Source organism: Streptomyces sp. Qhu_M48 (assembly GCF_051305195.1).
In the GTDB taxonomy this organism is placed as follows: domain Bacteria; phylum Actinomycetota; class Actinomycetes; order Streptomycetales; family Streptomycetaceae; genus Streptomyces.
The window spans coordinates 7128157-7144901 of the sequence record NZ_CP195432.1 but is presented as its reverse complement, the minus strand read 5'-3'; the positions used below and the strand labels follow the sequence as shown (position 1 = coordinate 7144901).

14 protein-coding genes are annotated in these 16745 nt (G+C 73.2%); 7 read left to right on the top strand and 7 right to left on the bottom strand.

Annotation, left to right across the window (positions count from 1 at the left end):
• Positions 1-31 precede the first annotated feature (31 nt).
• Both ACRRSS_RS31915 and ACRRSS_RS31910 read left to right on the top strand, forming a co-directional pair.
• Positions 32-1285, top strand: coding sequence for an RNA polymerase sigma factor (locus ACRRSS_RS31915; RefSeq protein WP_435975475.1), 1254 nt, complete (start codon positions 32-34; stop codon positions 1283-1285).
• Positions 1286-1302: 17 nt separating this feature from the next.
• Positions 1303-1968, top strand: coding sequence for a PucC family protein (locus ACRRSS_RS31910; protein WP_435974510.1), 666 nt, complete (start codon positions 1303-1305; stop codon positions 1966-1968).
• Here ACRRSS_RS31910 and ACRRSS_RS31905 read toward each other — a convergent pair.
• Positions 1907-3097, bottom strand: coding sequence for a THUMP-like domain-containing protein (locus ACRRSS_RS31905; protein WP_435974509.1), 1191 nt, complete (start codon positions 3095-3097; stop codon positions 1907-1909). The two genes, ACRRSS_RS31910 and ACRRSS_RS31905, sit on opposite strands and share 62 nt — an antisense overlap.
• A 129-nt stretch (positions 3098-3226) precedes the next feature.
• Here ACRRSS_RS31905 and ACRRSS_RS31900 point away from each other — a divergent pair, with 129 nt between their 5' ends.
• The 4 genes from ACRRSS_RS31900 to groL all read left to right on the top strand — a co-directional run bounded on the left by ACRRSS_RS31900 (position 3227) and on the right by groL (position 6640).
• Entirely contained in the window at positions 3227-4141 is a 915-nt protein-coding gene (locus ACRRSS_RS31900) for a polysaccharide deacetylase family protein (protein ID WP_435974508.1), read from the top strand.
• Positions 4138-4398 (top strand): hypothetical protein, encoded by a 261-nt coding sequence (locus tag ACRRSS_RS31895; RefSeq protein WP_435974507.1) that lies wholly within the window; start codon positions 4138-4140, stop codon positions 4396-4398. Before ACRRSS_RS31900 ends, ACRRSS_RS31895 begins: the two co-directional genes overlap by 4 nt.
• Positions 4399-4574: 176 nt before the next feature.
• Positions 4575-4883: a co-chaperone GroES gene (gene groES / locus ACRRSS_RS31890; protein ID WP_015035628.1), complete on the top strand. Its 309-nt coding sequence runs from the start codon at positions 4575-4577 to the stop codon at positions 4881-4883.
• 131 nt (positions 4884-5014) lie between these two features.
• Positions 5015-6640 carry a chaperonin GroEL gene (gene groL / locus ACRRSS_RS31885; RefSeq protein ID WP_435974506.1) on the top strand — a complete coding sequence of 542 codons (1626 nt, stop codon included), beginning with the start codon at positions 5015-5017 and terminating at the stop codon, positions 6638-6640.
• 117 nt (positions 6641-6757) lie between these two features.
• Here groL and ACRRSS_RS31880 read toward each other — a convergent pair whose 3' ends face one another.
• Positions 6758-7456, bottom strand: coding sequence for an ester cyclase (locus tag ACRRSS_RS31880; RefSeq protein ID WP_435974505.1), 699 nt, complete (start codon positions 7454-7456; stop codon positions 6758-6760).
• Between the two features lie 77 nt (positions 7457-7533).
• Here ACRRSS_RS31880 and ACRRSS_RS31875 point away from each other — a divergent pair, with 77 nt between their 5' ends.
• Positions 7534-11088, top strand: coding sequence for a hypothetical protein (locus ACRRSS_RS31875; RefSeq protein WP_435974504.1), 3555 nt, complete (start codon positions 7534-7536; stop codon positions 11086-11088).
• A gap of 142 nt (positions 11089-11230) precedes the next feature.
• Here ACRRSS_RS31875 and ACRRSS_RS31870 read toward each other — a convergent pair whose 3' ends face one another.
• The 5 genes from ACRRSS_RS31870 to ACRRSS_RS31850 all read right to left on the bottom strand — a co-directional run bounded on the left by ACRRSS_RS31870 (position 11231) and on the right by ACRRSS_RS31850 (position 16707).
• Positions 11231-12250: a hydroxyacid dehydrogenase gene (locus ACRRSS_RS31870; RefSeq protein ID WP_435974503.1), complete on the bottom strand. Its 1020-nt coding sequence runs from the start codon at positions 12248-12250 to the stop codon at positions 11231-11233.
• 17 nt (positions 12251-12267) lie between these two features.
• Complete coding sequence (locus ACRRSS_RS31865) at positions 12268-13122, bottom strand: carbohydrate ABC transporter permease (RefSeq protein ID WP_435974502.1); 855 nt, start codon at positions 13120-13122, stop codon at positions 12268-12270.
• Entirely contained in the window at positions 13119-14027 is a 909-nt protein-coding gene (locus ACRRSS_RS31860; RefSeq protein ID WP_435974501.1) for a carbohydrate ABC transporter permease, read from the bottom strand. Before ACRRSS_RS31860 ends, ACRRSS_RS31865 begins: the two co-directional genes overlap by 4 nt.
• 4 nt (positions 14028-14031) lie before the next feature.
• Positions 14032-15348, bottom strand: coding sequence for an ABC transporter substrate-binding protein (locus ACRRSS_RS31855; RefSeq protein ID WP_435974500.1), 1317 nt, complete (start codon positions 15346-15348; stop codon positions 14032-14034).
• A gap of 261 nt (positions 15349-15609) precedes the next feature.
• Positions 15610-16707 carry a substrate-binding domain-containing protein gene (locus tag ACRRSS_RS31850; protein WP_435974499.1) on the bottom strand — a complete coding sequence of 366 codons (1098 nt, stop codon included), beginning with the start codon at positions 16705-16707 and terminating at the stop codon, positions 15610-15612.
• Positions 16708-16745: the final 38 nt, after the last annotated feature.

Here is a 16745-nt window from a genome sequence, read left to right as displayed (position 1 = left end):
GGTGGAGACCACCCTCGACACCGTCTTCCGGATGGAGTCGCCGCGGATCGTCGCCACCGCGGCGCGGATCGTCCGCGACGTCGGCATCGCCGAGGAGATCGCCCAGGACGCGCTCGTCGCCGCCCTCGAGCAGTGGCCCCGCACGGGGGTCCCGGAGCGGCCGGGGGCCTGGCTGACGGCCGCCGCCAAGCACCGCGCGGTCGACCTCGTGCGGCGGCGCGAGACGTACGCCCGGAAGCTCGCCGAGGTGGGCCGCACGCTCAGCGAGGAGTCGTACGACCCGGAGCCCCGGGGCCCCGGGGACATCGACGACGACGTGCTGCGGCTGATCTTCACCGCCTGCCATCCGGTGCTCTCCGCCGAGGCCCGCGCCGCCCTCACGCTGCGGCTCGTCGGCGGGCTCCGCACCGACGAGATCGCCCGCGCCTTCCTCGTACCGGAGGCGACCGTCGCGGCGCGGATCACGCGCGCCAAGCGGACGCTCGCGAGGGCGGGCGTGGAGTTCGAGGTGCCGTACGGGGAGGAGCGGGCGGCCCGGCTCGGGTCCGTCCTGGAGGTCGTCTACCTGATCTTCAACGAGGGGTACGCGGCGACCGCGGGCGACGACCTGCTGCGGCCGGGTCTGTGCGAGGACGCGCTGCGGCTCGCCCGGGTCCTCGCCGCGCTCGTCCCGCGGGAGGGCGAGGCGCAGGGCCTGGTCGCCCTGTTGGAGCTGCAGTCCTCCCGTACGGCGGCCAGGACCGGGCCCGGCGGGGAGCCGGTGCTGCTCGCCGCGCAGGACCGGCGGCGCTGGAGCCGGCTGCTGATCCGGCGCGGGTTCGCCGCCCTCGAACGGGCCGGGGACGGGGGCTCGTTCGGGCCGTACGCCCTCCAGGCCGCCATCGCCGCCTGCCACGCGCGGGCCACGTCGTACGAGGAGACCGACTGGGCGACCATCGCCGCGCTGTACGGGAGGCTGGGCGTCCTCGCGCCCTCCCCGGTCGTCGAGCTGAACCGCGCGGTCGCCGTGTCGATGGCCGCGGGCCCCGCCGCGGCCCTTCCGATCGTCGACGCCCTCGTCGCCGAACCGGCCCTGGCGCGCTACCACTTGCTGCCGAGCGTACGGGGCGACCTGCTGGCCCGGCTCGGCCGGGCGGAGGAGGCGCGCGCGGAGTTCGAGCGGGCGGCGGCCCTCACCCGGAACGAGAGCGAGCGGGCGCTGCTGCGGGGGAAGGCCGAGGACCTGACGGAGGGCGACCGGGGGCGGGCGCCGGAGGCGGAGCCGGGCGCGGTGGAACGGCCGTAGGGCCTTAGGGTCTTGGCATGTCCCCGCGCAACCCGCTTCCGCCGCCGCCCCCGCCCGCCGACGTCCAGAGCTGGCCCGACCGGGACGCGCGGCTCGCCGACCGGGCGCTGGCGCTCGACGAACTCGGCAGGCGGCTGTTCGGCGGCGGCCGGCTGGTGACGTTCCTGCTCTCGTTCCTCCTGCTCCAGCTGGGCTGGGGGCTGGTCGGCGTGCTGCTCGTCTCGCTCGGCGGGCCGGTACTCGACCCGATCATGATGCTGACGGGGCTCGTCACGGCGTTCTTCGGCGTCGGGGTCCTCGTCCCGGCCGTGTGGCTGACCGTCCGGGGTCTGCGGCGCGACCGGACCGCCCGCGAGCGCCTCGTCCGGTGGGCGGCCCTGGACCGGCACGGCCCGACGGACGCCCGGCTGCGCGCCCCGGTCCTCAGCGTCTGCTGGCTGCTGCTGTCCTTCGCGCTGTGCGGCCTCGGCCTCTGGACGGGCTTCGCGGTCCCGGCGGGCGCCACCCGTGACGACGGCTACGGCCTGGTCGCCTACGGCATGGGCGTGGCCCTGATCCTCTGGATCACGGGCCTGACGGGCCTGACGAAGGCCGTCGGGCACTACCGCCTCGCGGTACGGCTCACCGGCCCCCGGCCGCCGGCCGGCCGATCAGCATCGTCGGGGCTCCCGCGACCCGAGTGAGCAGGACGGTCGCCGCGTGGGGGCCCTTCGGCTTCACCTTGCGGCGGATCTCCTCCGGTTCCACCGCCGAGCCGCGCTTCTTCACGGTGAGGGTGCCGACCTCCCGCTCGCGCAGCAGGGCCTTCAACTTCTTGAGGTTGAAGGGGAGTACGTCGGTGATCTCGTACGCGGCGGCGTACGGGGTGGGGACGAGCGCGTCCGCCGTGACGTACGCGATCGTCTCGTCGATCAGGCCGCCGGCCACGTCCTCGGCCACCTCGGCGACCAGGTGCGCGCGGATGACGGCGCCGTCCGGCTCGTAGAGGTAGCGGCCGACCGGGCGGACCGCCGGGTCGGGGAGCCCCCGGCCGGTGAGGGCCGCGCCCGAGGGCAGCAGGGTGGCCCGGCGGGCGCCCGGTTCCGTGCCGAACCAGAGGACGGCCTCCTTCACGTCCCCGCCGTCCGAGATCCACTCGGCCTCGGCCTCCGCGGGAACCGCCTCGTGCGGGATGCCCGAGGCCACCTTCAGGGCCGCGTGCGAGGCCTTGCGGGCCGCCTCGACCGCCCAGGACAGCGGCGGTGAGTACGCCTCCGGGTCGAAGATCCGGCCCCGGCCCCCGCGCCGCGCCGGGTCGACGAAGACCGCGTCGTACGGGGCCGTGTCGATGTCGGTCACGTCCGCGCACCGCACCTGGATCAGCTCCGCGAGACCGAGCGCCTCGGCGTTGGCGCGGGCCACCTCCGCCGTCAGCGGGTCGCGGTCGACGGCGAGGACGGAGATCCCGGCGCGGGCGAGCGCGATCGCGTCGCCGCCGACGCCGGAGCAGAGGTCGGCGACGGAGCGGACGCCGAGCGCCTTCAGCCGGGCCGCCCGGTGGGTGCCGACCGAGGCGCGCGTCGACTGCTCGACCCCGTTCGGCGTGAAGTACATCCGGTACGCGTCCTCCGCGCCGAACTTCGCCACCGCCCGCTGCCGCAGCCGCGCCTGGCCGACGGCCGCGGTGACCAGCTCGGCGGGGTGGTCGCGGCGCAGCCGGGAGACGACCGCCAGCTCCTGGGCGGGGTCGTGGTCGCGCAGGGCGGCGAGCAGCGTCTGGCCCTCGGGGCCGTGCAGGGAGGCGAAGGAGGCGAGGTCGGTCACCCGTCCCATTGTGGGCCCTGCGGTGCTGTGGGCCGGCCGGGGGACGGCGGGCCCGTACGGCGGTGTCGTACCCGGGAAGCGGCCGCCGCGCTGACAGGATGCGGCGCCATACGGTTCGTACGACAAAAGGAATAAATGATGGCAACAGGTGTGCACCGTTCCTCCCGGGTGCTCGGGGCCGCCCTCGTCGTCGCCGCCCTCGCCTCCACCGCCACCGCCTGCTCCGGCGGCTCCGGGGCCGACGGCGGCGCACCCGCCCCCGCCGCCGGCCAGCAGGCCCAGGGCGCGGCCGGCGCCCTCGCCGCGTACGCCGAGAAGGTGCGCGCGCAGCGCGCCGCCCGCGTGGCCGCCGCCAGGAAGTGGGGCCTCGCCCGGCCCCCGCTCGAAGCCCCCGCCCCGCCCGCCGTCAAGCCGAGGATCACCACCCGCAAGGGCTTCGAGACGGACGGCGAAGGGCTGCCGCCCGTCTTCACCACGGTGCCGACCAAGCAGAAGGTCGTCTTCCTCACCATCGACGACGGCTCCGAGAAGGACCCCGAGCTGCTGCGGATGATGAAGGAGCTGCGGATCCCCTACAGCGCCTTCCTCAGCGACTACGTCGTCAAGGACGACTACGGGTACTTCGCCCGCATGCAGAAGTCGCAGGAGGGCGGGGTCTCGCTCCACAACCACACCCTCAACCACCGCTACCTGCCGGGACTCTCGTACAGCCGGCAGAAGAGCGAGATCTGCGGCATGCAGGACGTCATCGAGAAACGATTCGGCAAGCGGCCCGAGCTCTTCCGCCCGCCGTACGGCAACTACAACGAGGACACCCTGCGCGCCGCCAGGAGCTGCGGCGTGAAGGCGGTCCCGCTGTGGGCGTCCGAGGCGTTCCCGGACCGCATGGAGTGGCGCGAGTGGGACCGGGACCTGCACCCCGGCGACATCGTCCTCACCCACTTCCGCGGCAAGGGTGACTGGAAGGGCACGATGCCCGACATGATCCGCCGGGTCATGAACGTGATCACGGCGAAGGGGTACGCGGTCGCGAAGCTGGAGGACTACGTGTGAGCGGGTCGCGCGCGAGCGGACGGGCCCCGGGCGGGCCGGCGGTGACGGGCCGGGCGCGCCGGGCGCTCGCGGGAGCCGTGCTCGCCGGCGCCCTGCTGGCCCTCACCGGCTGCGCCTCGACCGTGGACTCCATCGAACGGCTCGGCCGGAAGGCCGCCGAACGCGTCGGCACGGCGGAGGCGAAGACCCCGCGGGCGGCCGCCCTCACTACCCCGCCCCCGCCGGGCCGGACCCCGCCGAGCATCGCCACGGAGTGAGGAATTGGCACTCCGCTTGACCGAGTGCTAATCGCGGTCATAGTCTCAGGTCTGGCACTCCCCACTGGAGAGTGCCAACACAGCGACGGGCAGGTCCGGCACCCGCGACGACGGATCCACCTGGTTCGCCACCTCAGACAGTTAACCCCGAGATCTCCGAAGGGGGAGGTCGGATCGTGACGACCACCAGCTCCAAGGTTGCCATCAAGCCGCTCGAGGACCGCATTGTGGTCCAGCCGCTCGACGCCGAGCAGACCACCGCCTCTGGCCTGGTCATTCCGGACACCGCCAAGGAGAAGCCCCAGGAGGGCGTCGTCCTGGCCGTGGGCCCGGGCCGGTTCGAGAACGGCGAGCGCCTGCCGCTCGACGTCAAGACCGGCGATGTCGTGCTGTACAGCAAGTACGGCGGCACCGAGGTGAAGTACAACGGCGAGGAGTACCTCGTCCTCTCGGCCCGCGACGTGCTCGCGATCGTCGAGAAGTAGTTCACCGAAGTTCTGAAGTACCGAAGTACCGAGCACTGAAGCAGATGCTCGGAGCTGCGCCCCGAGGCCCCTTCCAGGCGCCCCGGGGCGCGGTTCGTTCCACCCGATTCCGAGAGGGCTGAACCGCTCCCATGGCGAAGATCCTGAAGTTCGACGAGGACGCCCGTCGCGCCCTTGAGCGCGGCGTCAACAAGCTTGCCGACACGGTGAAGGTGACGATCGGCCCCAAGGGCCGCAACGTCGTCATCGACAAGAAGTTCGGCGCCCCCACCATCACCAACGACGGTGTCACGATCGCCCGCGAGGTCGAGCTCGACGACCCGTACGAGAACCTCGGCGCCCAGCTGGTGAAGGAGGTGGCGACCAAGACCAACGACATCGCGGGTGACGGCACCACCACCGCCACCGTGCTCGCCCAGGCCCTGGTCCGCGAGGGTCTGCGCAACGTCGCCGCCGGTGCCTCCCCGGCCGCCCTGAAGAAGGGCATCGACGCCGCCGTCAAGGCCGTCTCCGAGGAGCTGCTCGCCACCGCGCGCCCGATCGAGGACAAGTCCGACATCGCCGCCGTCGCCGCGCTCTCCGCGCAGGACCAGCAGGTCGGCGAGCTCATCGCCGAGGCGATGGACAAGGTCGGCAAGGACGGTGTCATCACCGTCGAGGAGTCCAACACCTTCGGCCTGGAGCTCGACTTCACCGAGGGCATGGCCTTCGACAAGGGCTACCTGTCCCCGTACATGGTGACCGACCAGGAGCGTATGGAGGCCGTCCTCGACGACCCGTACATCCTGATCAACCAGGGCAAGATCTCCTCGATCCAGGACCTGCTGCCCATCCTGGAGAAGGTCATCCAGGCCGGCGCCGGCAAGCCGCTGCTGATCATCGCCGAGGACGTCGAGGGCGAGGCCCTGTCGACCCTGGTGGTCAACAAGATCCGTGGCACCTTCAACGCCGTGGCCGTCAAGGCCCCCGGCTTCGGTGACCGCCGCAAGGCCATGCTCGGCGACATCGCCACCCTCACCGGTGCCACCGTCATCGCCGAGGAGGTCGGCCTCAAGCTCGACCAGGCCGGTCTCGACGTGCTCGGCACCGCCCGCCGCGTCACCATCACCAAGGACGACACCACCATCGTCGACGGTGGCGGCGACTCGTCCGAGGTGCACGGCCGCGTCAACCAGATCAAGGCCGAGATCGAGTCCACGGACTCGGACTGGGACCGCGAGAAGCTGCAGGAGCGCCTGGCGAAGCTCGCCGGCGGCGTCTGCGTCATCAAGGTCGGCGCCGCCACCGAGGTGGAGCTCAAGGAGAAGAAGCACCGCCTCGAGGACGCCATCTCGGCGACCCGCGCCGCGGTCGAGGAGGGCATCGTCTCCGGCGGTGGCTCCGCGCTCGTCCACGCCGTCAAGGTCCTCGACGACAACCTCGGCAAGACCGGCGACGAGGCCACCGGTGTCGCGGTCGTCCGTCGCGCCGCCGTCGAGCCGCTGCGCTGGATCGCCGAGAACGCCGGCCTCGAGGGCTACGTCATCACCTCGAAGGTGGCGGAGCTCGACAAGGGCCAGGGCTTCAACGCCGCGACCGGCGAGTACGGCGACCTGGTCAAGGCCGGCGTCATCGACCCGGTGAAGGTGACGCGCTCCGCCCTGGAGAACGCCGCCTCGATCGCCTCCCTCCTCCTCACCACCGAGACCCTCGTGGTGGAGAAGAAGGAAGAGGAGCCGGCCGACCACGGTCACGGCGGTCACGGCCACTCCCACTGAGGCGTGCCGTAACTGATGATCACTGATCACTGATCACGGCTGATCACCGAGGCCCGGTGCCCCCGTCGCGGGGGCACCGGGCCTCGACGCGTCGCGGGGGAAGCCGGGTCACACCCCCTAGCCCTCGACCGCGCCGAGCTGCCCCATCAGCCCCAGCAGGTCGTACTGCCACCACCCCTCCGCGATCTTCCCGTCGTCCCGGAAGCGGTGGACGACCGTCCCGGTCATCGTCACCTCCATGCCGGAGGGCTGGAGCCCCATGAAGTCCCCGGTGTGGCTGCCCTGCCAGGTCCAGCGGGTGCACACCCGGTCGCCCTCGGCGATCTGGTCGTCGACGGTGAAGGCGAAGTCGAAGCCGCGCCGCCACATCTCCACCTCGCGCCGGACCGCGTCCATCCCGATGACGTCCTGCTCGTTGGTCGGATCGTGGTCGTGGTACCCCTCGGCGAGCACCTCGTCCATCAGCGCGAGCTCCGGCTCGGACGCCATCATCTCCAGGAGCCGACGGGCGTTGGTCTTGTAGAGCGACTCGTCCCGCACCACGTCCAGGTCGGTGAAGGTCGGCATCTCGTCACAGAGCGCGACCATCTCCCGGAAGATCCGGTCGGTCTCGGGGAGCTGCGAGTTCCGCATGGCCACGTCGTACGACGGGAACTCGATGATCTCGACCAGGTGCGTGGAATCGGCCCGGTCCTTGCCGAGGACGCTGTGCGTGGCCGTCCGCTTCCCCTTGGTCTGCTCGATCCACCGGTCCATCAGCCGGTTCATGTCGTCGACCCGGCTGGTCTTGAAGTCGATGATCTGCGTGAACGTCATGACGCCTCCCGACCCAGGTGGGATCTTCCCAGTCTAGGACCGGTGGCGGGCGCGGGGCCGCCTGGCAGCATGGCCCCATGGCGCAGGCGCGGGGGGAGCGACCGGTCACGGTCGACAACGAGGCGGGCGTCGTCGTGATCGGCGACGGCAACCAGGTCGGATTCGGTACGGGGACGGTGGTCCGATCGGCCTACCGGGAGCAGGTCCGGCGCATCGCCCCGCCTGAACTCATCGGCAGGGAAGTCGAGTTGGCCGAGCTCGCCGCCTTCTGCCGTACGGGGGACGGGTACCGCTGGTGGCGGGCGGACGCCTGGGCGGGGAAGACGGCGCTCATGGCCTGGTTCGCGCTCCACCCGCCCGCCGGGGTGCGCGTCGTCCCCTTCTTCGTCACGGCCCGCCTCGGCGCCCAGAACGATGTCGTCGCGTACGTGGACGTGGTCCTGGAACAGCTGACGGAGCTGGCCGGCGAAGGGCTCCCCGCCCTCCTGACGGCCGCCACGCGCGAGGCGCACCTGCTGCGCCTGTACACCTCGGCGGCCGAGGCCTGCGCGCGACGCGGCGAACGGCTCGTCCTCCTCGTCGACGGACTCGACGAGGACCGCGGCGTGACCACGGGACCCGACGCCCGCTCCATCGTGAGCCTGCTCCCGCTCGATCTGCCCGTCATCGTCTCCGGCCGTCTCAACCCGCCGCTCCCGGCCGACGTCCCGGAGGACCACCCGCTCCGGAACCCCGCGACCGTCCGCCTCCTGCCCACGTCCCCGCAGGCGCACGCGATCCGGGCCGAGGCCGAACGCGAACTGAAGCACTTCATGGCGGCGGGCGGCCTTCCGTACGAAGTCCTCGCCCTGCTCACCGCGGCGGGCGGCGGTCTGACGGCGGACGACCTCGCGGAGCTGACCGGCGAAGTGCCCTACCGGGTCAGGGACGTGCTGCGGACGGGGCCGGGCCGGACCTTCGCGGTACGCGGCGAGGCCTACCTGCTCGCCCACGAGGAACTGGTCGTGGGCGCACGCGAGATGCTGGGACCGCGCGAACTGGACCGGCACCGGGACCGGTTGCACACCTGGGCGGACGAGTGGCGGCTGCGCCGCTGGCCCGACGCGTCCCCCGACTACCTCCTGCACGGCTACGCCCCGATGCTGCGCTCGGCGGGGACCCTCGACCGCGCGGTGGAGTGGGCGCTGGACGGCGCCCGGCACGACCGGCTGCTGGAACGGACCGGAGGGGACCTGGCGGCCCTGGGCGAGATCGAGGCGGCGGAGGCCGCGCTCGTCGACGCGGGCGCGCCGGATCTCCTGCGGACCGTGCGTCTGGTGATCGCCCGCGAGGAGGTCGTCGACAGGAGCGACCGCATCCCGCCGACGCTCCCGTGGGCCTGGGCGGTCCTGGGCAGGTACGGCCGGGCCGAGGGGCTCGCCCGCAGCATCCCGAGCCCGGACTGGCGGGCACGGGCCCTGGTGGACGTCGCCCTCATACTCCACGACGCCGGGGAGACGGCCGAGGCCGTGACCCTGCTGGACGCGGCGCACGACGCCGCCGCGCGGTGCGGGAACGTCTTCGACGACGAGGGGGACAGGGCACTGGCCGCGGTGAGCCGCGCCTGGGCGCGGGTGGGCCTGCTCGACCGGGCGGCGGACACCGCCGTCCTGGCGACGGACCCGTGGGCCAGGGCGGGGCTGCTCTGCGAGGTGTCCCGGGCGTGGTGGACGGCGGGTGCGCCCGAGCGGGCCCTCGCCCTCGGCCGCGCCGAGCCGGACGGACCGGCCCGGGCCCGCGTGCTGGCCGTCTCGGCCGCCGCCCACGCCGCCCGCGGGGACGTCGCGGAGGCCGTCCGGCTCGCAGCCGAGGCGGGCCCGGACGGCGAGGTCCTGCCACTCGTCCGCGTCGCGGAGGTCCTCCTGCGGGCCGGCGACGACCGGGCCGCGGCCGTCCTGGACCGGGTCGACTCCCTGGTCGGCGTGGCGCACGTGCTCGGCGGCGTGGCCGAAGCGCTGGCGGAGGCGGGGGAGTACGGGCGGGCCGTCGCGGCGGCCCTGCTCCCCACCACCGCGCAGGCGCGGGGCCGGGCCCTGGCCGACGTGGTCGGCGCCCTCGTGGCGGCGGGGCGGATCGACGCCGCCGACGCGCTGGCCGAGACGATCGAGGACCCGGAGGCGCGCGGGGTCGCCCTGGTGGGGATCGTCGCCGCTCTGGCGGCGACGCACGGCCCCGGGGCGGTCGAGTCGACGGCCGCGCTCATCGAGGACGAGTGGGCGCGGGAGCGTGCCCTGCGCGTGGTCGTGGAGGCGCTGGCGGAGGCGGGGGAGTTCGACCGGGCCGAGGCTCTCGCGCGGGACGGCGCCCCCTGGCGGACGCTGTCGCGCGATCCGCTGGGCTCCGTCGTCGAGGCGCTGGCCCGTTCCGGCCGGGTTGAGCGGGCCCGCGCGCTCGCGCCCGAGGTTCCGGACGGGGACGGCGGGTTCGCACTCGTCCGCGGGGTGGTGACCGCCTGCGCGCGGGACGGTGCCGGGCCCGGGTCCCCGGCGGCCGCGGCCGAGATCGTGGCGGAGGTGGAGGAGCGGGTCAGGGCGGAGTCCAGGGGCGGCACGCTCGACGTGGTCCACACGGCGCGGGCGCTGGCCGAGGCGGGCTTCACCGACCTGGCCCGCGCTCTGCTGCGGGACGTCGAGGACCGGGTGGGCCCGCTGGCGGACCCGCACGGAACCGCGTTGATCGGCCGTCAGGTCCAGGCCGGCACCGCGGTCGAGGCCCTGGCCCGGGCGGGGGAGTACGACCGGGCCGAGGCCCTCCTGCGCGGCATCACCGCGATGACCACCCGGTACATGGCCGTGACCGCGCTGGTGCGGCAGCTGATCGAGGAGGGCCTGTCCGGCCGGGCGGAGGCCCTCGTGGAGGGGGTGGCCGGGCTGGGCCGGGAGGGCCTGTGGGTCGTCCTGGCGGAGGAGGCGGCGACCCGGGGCAGCGGAGCCGTCGCGGAGGGGTACGCCCGACGTGTCTCACGGGCGCGTGACCGGGCACGGGTGTGGGCCGCCGCGGCCGCGGCGCACGCGCGGGCCGGGGACGCGGAGCGGGCCGAGCGCTGCCTGGAGCGGGTCGGGGAGGGGGGCGGCGATTCCCTCCTGGTGGTCCCGGCGACCGTGGGCCTCCTTCTCGCCCGCGGTGACGGCGGGGCGGTCGACGCGCTCCTCGCGGACGCCCTGGACCGCGCCGGGACCGGCACCGTGGAGGATTCCGGCCGCCTTGAGGAGATCGTGCGCACCCTCGTGGCGGCGGGCGACCCCGACCGGGCCACCGCCTTCGTCCGCGCTCTCGCCGCGCGGGACGGGGGAGCGGACCGCGATCCGTGGTTCGCGCTCGTCACGGCTCTCGCGGACGCCGGGGAGCATGCCAGGGCGGCCGCCGAGGTGCGGCGCGTGGGACTCCCCGGCGAGTCGGTGGACGCGGGCACGGCCGTCCGCTGGGGGCGGGTGGCCCGGGTCGTCGAGCCGGCGCGCGGTCGGGTCCTGCTCGCGCGGCTGCTGCGTGTGTACCGGCTGGTGGACCTGCTCCCGGTGCTGCTCCGGCTCGAACCGGCCACCGCCCCGCTCGTCTTCGAGGCGTGCGCCTCCAGGTCCGCGCCCCTGGGGTGAGCCGGGCGCGTGCCTCCGGGTCCGCGCCCCGGGGTGAGTCCGGGGCGCGCCTCCGGGGTGCTCCCGCACCCCTGGGGTGAGCCGGGCGCGTGCCTCCAGGGTGCTCCCGCGCCCGATCGCCGCCCCGGCCCCCGGGACCCGGCTACGCCGAGCGCTGGAGGTCCGAGGCCCGCACCTCCTCCGTGAACGGCTCCCCCTTTCCGTACCGCTCCACCTCGTCCAGCGCCTGATCCGTCATCCGGTGCAGTTCGTTGCCGAGGGAGCCCGCCACATGTGGGGTGAGCAGGACGTTCGGGAGGGTGTAGAGGGGGGAGTCGGGGGGCGGGAGTTCCGGGTCGGTCACGTCCAGGGTCGCGTGGAGGCGGTACGCCAGGAGGTGTGGCAGGAGGGCCTGTTCGTCGATCAGGGAGCCTCGGGACGTGTTGATCAGGGTCGCCCCGTCCGGCATCGCCGCCAGCTGGGGCGCGCCGATCATGCGGTAGGTGGACGGGAGCTGGGGGGCGTGGACCGAGACCACCGTGCTGCGGGCGCACAGGTCGTCGAGGCCGACGAGTTCCACGCCGGGGGGCGGGACGTCCACGTACGGGTCGTACAGCAGGACCTCGAAGTCGAAGGGGCGCAGCAGGTCGATCACCCTGCGGCCGATGCGGGACGCGCCGACGATGCCGACCGTGCGGCGGTAGTTGCCCCAGGTGGCGGACTCGGTGAGCCAGGCGTGGTCGGTGCGGAGTTCCGCGTACCGCTGGGCCGAGCCGAGGACCCGCTTTCCGGCGAAGAGGATCGAGGCGAGCGTGTACTCGGCGACCGGCAGCGCGTTGGCCGCGGCGGCCGAGGTGACGCGCAGGCCCCGGTCCCAGCAGGCCTCGGTGATGTGGTGCTTGACCGAGCCGGCCGCGTGGACGACCGCCCTCAGGCGCGGTGCGCGGTCCAGGATCTCGGCGGTCAGCGGGGTCGCTCCCCAGCAGGTGAGGAGGATCTCGGCCTCCGCGAGGGCCGCGGTGACGCGCGGGCCGGGGGCGGTCAGGTCGTGGGCCACCAGGTGGGGGTCCGTGCGGGTGAGGTGCGCGAGGCGGGTGCGGTGGGCGGCCGTGAGGAGGCGGTCGGCCACGCCCTCGCCCATGGCCAGCAGCAGCGCGGGCCGGTTGTCGGTGGTCGGGTGCATCGTTGTACCTGTGCTCCTCACTTGACGCTGCCGGCGGTCAGACCGGCCTTCCAGTGGCGCTGGAGGGAGACGAAGGCGACGACGAGGGGGACGACGGCGAGCAGGGAGCCGGTGACGACGAGGGGGTAGAAGTCGGGTTCGGCGTGGGCGTTGCTGTTCCACGCGTACAGGCCGAGGCTCAGGGGGTAGAGCTTCTGGTCCGACAGCATCACCAGGGGGAGGAAGAAGTTGTTCCAGACGGCGGTGAACTGGAAGAGGAAGACGGTCACGAAGCCGGGCATGACCATGCGCAGACCGATGGACCAGAAGACGCGCAGTTCGCCGGCTCCGTCGATGCGGGCCGCCTCCAGGGCCTCGTCGGGGATGTAGCCGGCGCAGAAGACCCGGGACAGGTAGACGCCGAAGGGATTGACGAGGACGGGGATCAGGACGGCCCAGTAGGTGTTGACGACGCCGACCTCGCTGGCCAGGAGGTACATCGGCAGGGCCAGCGCGGTGGTGGGGACGAGCACGCCCAGCAGGACGAGGCCGAAGAGCTTCTCCTTGGCCCGGAAGTCGTAGACGTGGAAGGCGTATCCGGCGGCGACGCTGACGAACGAGCAGGCGAGGGCGCCGATTCCGGCGTACAGGAGGCTGTTCAGGTACCAGTGGAAGTAGATGCCGTCGTTGTACTCGGCGAGTCGGGAGAGGTTGCCGCCGAGGTCGAAGCCCTCGAAGGAGAAGGCGTTTCCGGCGAGGAGGCCGCCGGCGTCCTTGGTGGCGGCGGTGAGCAGCCAGACCAGCGGGAAGAGCATGTAGACGACGGCGAGGACGAGGGCGCCGTTGACGGCGGCCTGCGAGAGCCAGCGGTGGGCGGTACGGGGCTTGCTCATGCCGTCCGCTCCCCGCGTGCCGTTCCGGCCTTGCGGCGGCCGGTCAGCCGGGTCACCGCGAAGGAGAGCAGGGCCGCCGTCAGCGCGAGGAGCACGGAGGCCGCCGCGGCGAGTCCGTAGTCGTTGCGGTCGAAGGCCGCGGTGTAGGCGTACATGTTCGGCGTCCAGGTGGAGGTGACGGCGGAGCCGGTGCCCTTGTTGAGGATCAGCGGCTCGGTGAAGAGCTGGAGGGAGCCGATGATCGTGAAGAGGCCGACCATCGCGAGCGAGGCCTTGACGAGCGGGATCTTGACGGAGAAGGCGATGCGCCAGGCGCCGGCTCCGTCGACGGTGGCCGCTTCGAGGACGGAGCGGTCGATGGCCTGGAGGGCCGCGTAGAAGATGACCATGTTGTAGCCGAGCCACTCCCACAGCGCGATGTTGACGACGGAGGGCAGGGCGCCTTCGGGGGAGAAGAAGTCGAAGCCGATGCCTCCGGCCTCCATGGCCTGGACGACCGGGCTGAGCTGGGGCGTGTAGAGGTAGACCCAGATCAGGGCGGCGATGATGCCGGGGACGGCGTGCGGCAGGAAGAGCGCGAGCTGGAAGAAGCGGCGGGCGCGGGCGAGCGCCGAGTCGAGCAGGAGGGCGAGGCCGAGGGCTCCGGCGAGCAGCAGCGGGATGTACAGCAGGCAGTATCCGAGCAGGACGCCGAAGCCCTCGCGGAAGGCCCGGTCACCCAGCGCCGCCGTGTAGTTGTCGAGGCCGGTGAAGACGGTCTCGGTGCCGCCGAAGCCCAGTCCGGACTGCTTCTCGGTGAAGAGGCTGAGCCAGACCGCGTATCCGATCGGCACCACCATCACCAGGGTGAACAGCAGGAAGAAGGGGGTCAGCAGGACCGTGGCGGCGCGGGTGCGGGCCTTCATCCGGTCAGCCCTCGACCTTCAGGCCGCGCTTGGTGAGTTCGGCGACGGTGGCGTCGTGACCGGCCTTGACGGCGTCGGCGATGCCGGGGCCGCCCCGGGTGATCTTGCCGAAGTGGTCCTTGATGGTGGTGTTGGTGGTGCCGGTGGTGGGGCCCCAGGCCCAGTTCGGGCTGATGGAGGCGCCGGAGGCCTCGAAGAGGGCGTAGATGTCCTGCCCTCCGTAGTAGCTCGCGTCGAAGGCCTTCTTGGCGACGGGGCGCAGCGCGGTGGCGGCTGGGAAGGCGGAGGAGGTGCCGGAGGCGATCCGGGCCTTCACGCCGTCCTCGGTGGTGGACATCCACTCGGCGAAGGTGACGGCCGCCGCCTTCTGTCCGCTGTCCTTGGTCACGGCGAAGGAGGTGCCGCCGAGCATGCCGCTGGCGGGCTTGCCGTCCCAGCTGGGCATGGGGGCGACGGCCCATTTGCCGTCCTGCTCGGGCAGGGTGCCCTTGAGGACGCCGGCGCCCCAGGAGGCGCCGAGGTAGCCGATGGTGGTGCCGTTCTTGAGGGAGCCGGTCCACTCGGGGCTGAAGGAGGCGTTCTTGTGGACGAGTCCGGCGTCGAGGAGGCCCTGCCAGTATCCGGCGACCTTGGTGGTGGCGGCGTCGGTGGTGTCGATCTTCCAGGTGTCGTTCTCGGCCTTGAACCACTGGGCGCCGGCCTGCCAGGCCATGGCCTCGAAGGTGGTGGGGTCGTCGGGGAAGAAGGTGGCGATACGGGCCTTGGCGTCGGCCTTCCTGACCTGCTCGGCGGCCTTCCTGAACGCGTCCCAGGTGGTGGGGACCTCGACCTTGTACTTCTCGAAGAGGTCCTTGCGGTAGAAGAAGGCCTGCGGTGCGGCGTCGAAGGGGACGGCCCAGGACTTGCCGCCGAGGGTGGTGAGTTCGACGGTCTGGGGGAGCAGCTTGGCGCGGTCGGCCTCGGTGAACTCGCCGCCGATGTCCTGGAGGGCTCCGGAGCTCACGAACTCGGGGAGCGAGGAGTACTCGATGGAGACGAGGTCGGGGGCGTTGCCGGCCTTCACGGCGTTGGAGATCTTGGCGTAGCCGCCGGCGGTGCCGGAGGGGATCTCCTCGAACTTCACCTGGATGTCGGTGTGGGAGGCGTTGAAGGCGTCCACGACGTCCTTGGAGCCCTTGGCCCATCCCCAGAAGGTGATGGTCACGGGCCCGTCGGGCTTGTTCGCGGTGTCGTCACCGCCGCCGCCGCAGGCCGTGAGGACGGCGAGGGCGGTGGCGGTGCCGGCTATGACACGGGACGTTCTGCTCCAACTACGGGTCACGGCACGACTCCTGAAGGCGGGCGGCGGGGGAGGTTGTGGCCGTGATCCTGTGACCGTTCATGACCGAAGTCAAGAGCGAAAGATTGATTGATCGAAAAAAGATCAACCGGAGGTCGTTCGCCCCGCCCCCGCGAAACGCCGGGCCGTGGCCGCGCGGCGCACCCCGCGAAGGGTCGAGCGGTGGCCGCACGCCCCGTCCCGCCGACCACCGTCGGAAGGCGCGTCCCGCGCGGCGTCAGTCGGGGCCCGTCCCTCGCGACGTCAGTCGGAAGGCGCGGCGTGCGCCCCGCACGAGTCCCGTACGCGCAGCCGCGGTAGGAGTCCCAGATGGCGCCGGGCCGCGTCCTCGTCGGGACCCTCGGTGAGCCGCTCCACCAGGAGTTCGGTGGCGTGCCGCCCCACCTGCCGCTTGGGCGGCGCGACCGCCGTCAGCGGGGTGTCGGCGAGTGCGGCGACCTCGTCGTCGTACGCGATCAGGGCCAGGTCCTGCGGCACCCGTACGCCCAGCCCGGCGAGGCGCTGCACGATCTCGATCGCGTCCACGTCGTTGTGGACCAGGGCCGCGCTCGCCAGGCCCGAGCCGACCGCCTCGTGCAGCGCCTTCACCGCCCGCTCGAACCCCTCCGGGTCCGCCTCCGCCGGTACGGAGTCGATGACGGGCCGCGGCTCCGTCAGGCCCAGCGTCCCCAGCGCCTCGGCGTAGCCGGTGCGTACCGCGAGCGCGGTGGGGGAGTCCCGGCGGGCGACGAGCAGCGGGGTCGCGTGGCCGAGGGCGAGCAGGTGGCGCAGGGCGAGCAGGACGCCGTGGCCGTGGTCGGAGGCGACCCGGTCGAGGCCGTCGAGCGGGCTGCCGGGCTCGGCGCGGCGCTCCAGGAGCACCGCGGGCACGGGGAGTTCGGCCAGCCAGTCGCCGTACGCGAGCCGGTCCTCGGGCCCCCGCCAGCCGGGCGCGACGAGCACGCCCTCGGCGCCGGCCGCGAGCAGTCCCTCGGTGCGGGCCCGGTCCTCCTCCGGCCGGTAGTCCGAGACGCGCAGGACGAGGCGGGCGCCTGCGCGGGCGGCCGCCTCGTGCGCGCCCCGGATGACCTCGGCGAAGTAGTACGTGGCGGAGGGTGCGAGCAGGCCGATGACCAGGCCCTCGCCGGGGCGTCCGCCGGCCTGGCCGCCCTGTCGCCGGGGCCAGGACACCTGTCCGTGGACCCGGTCGAGCAGGCCCCGGCCGGCCAGGAGCTCGACGTCGCGGCGGGCGGTGACGGGGGAGACCCCGAGCCGTTCGGCCAGTTCGGCGACGCGGGCGGTGCCGCGCTCGCGCACCAGGGCCAGCAGTCGGTCGTGTCGTTCGGCAGCACTCTCGCGCACGGCGCAGTTCCCCCTCGCGGTGGTGGTGGTTCCCCGAC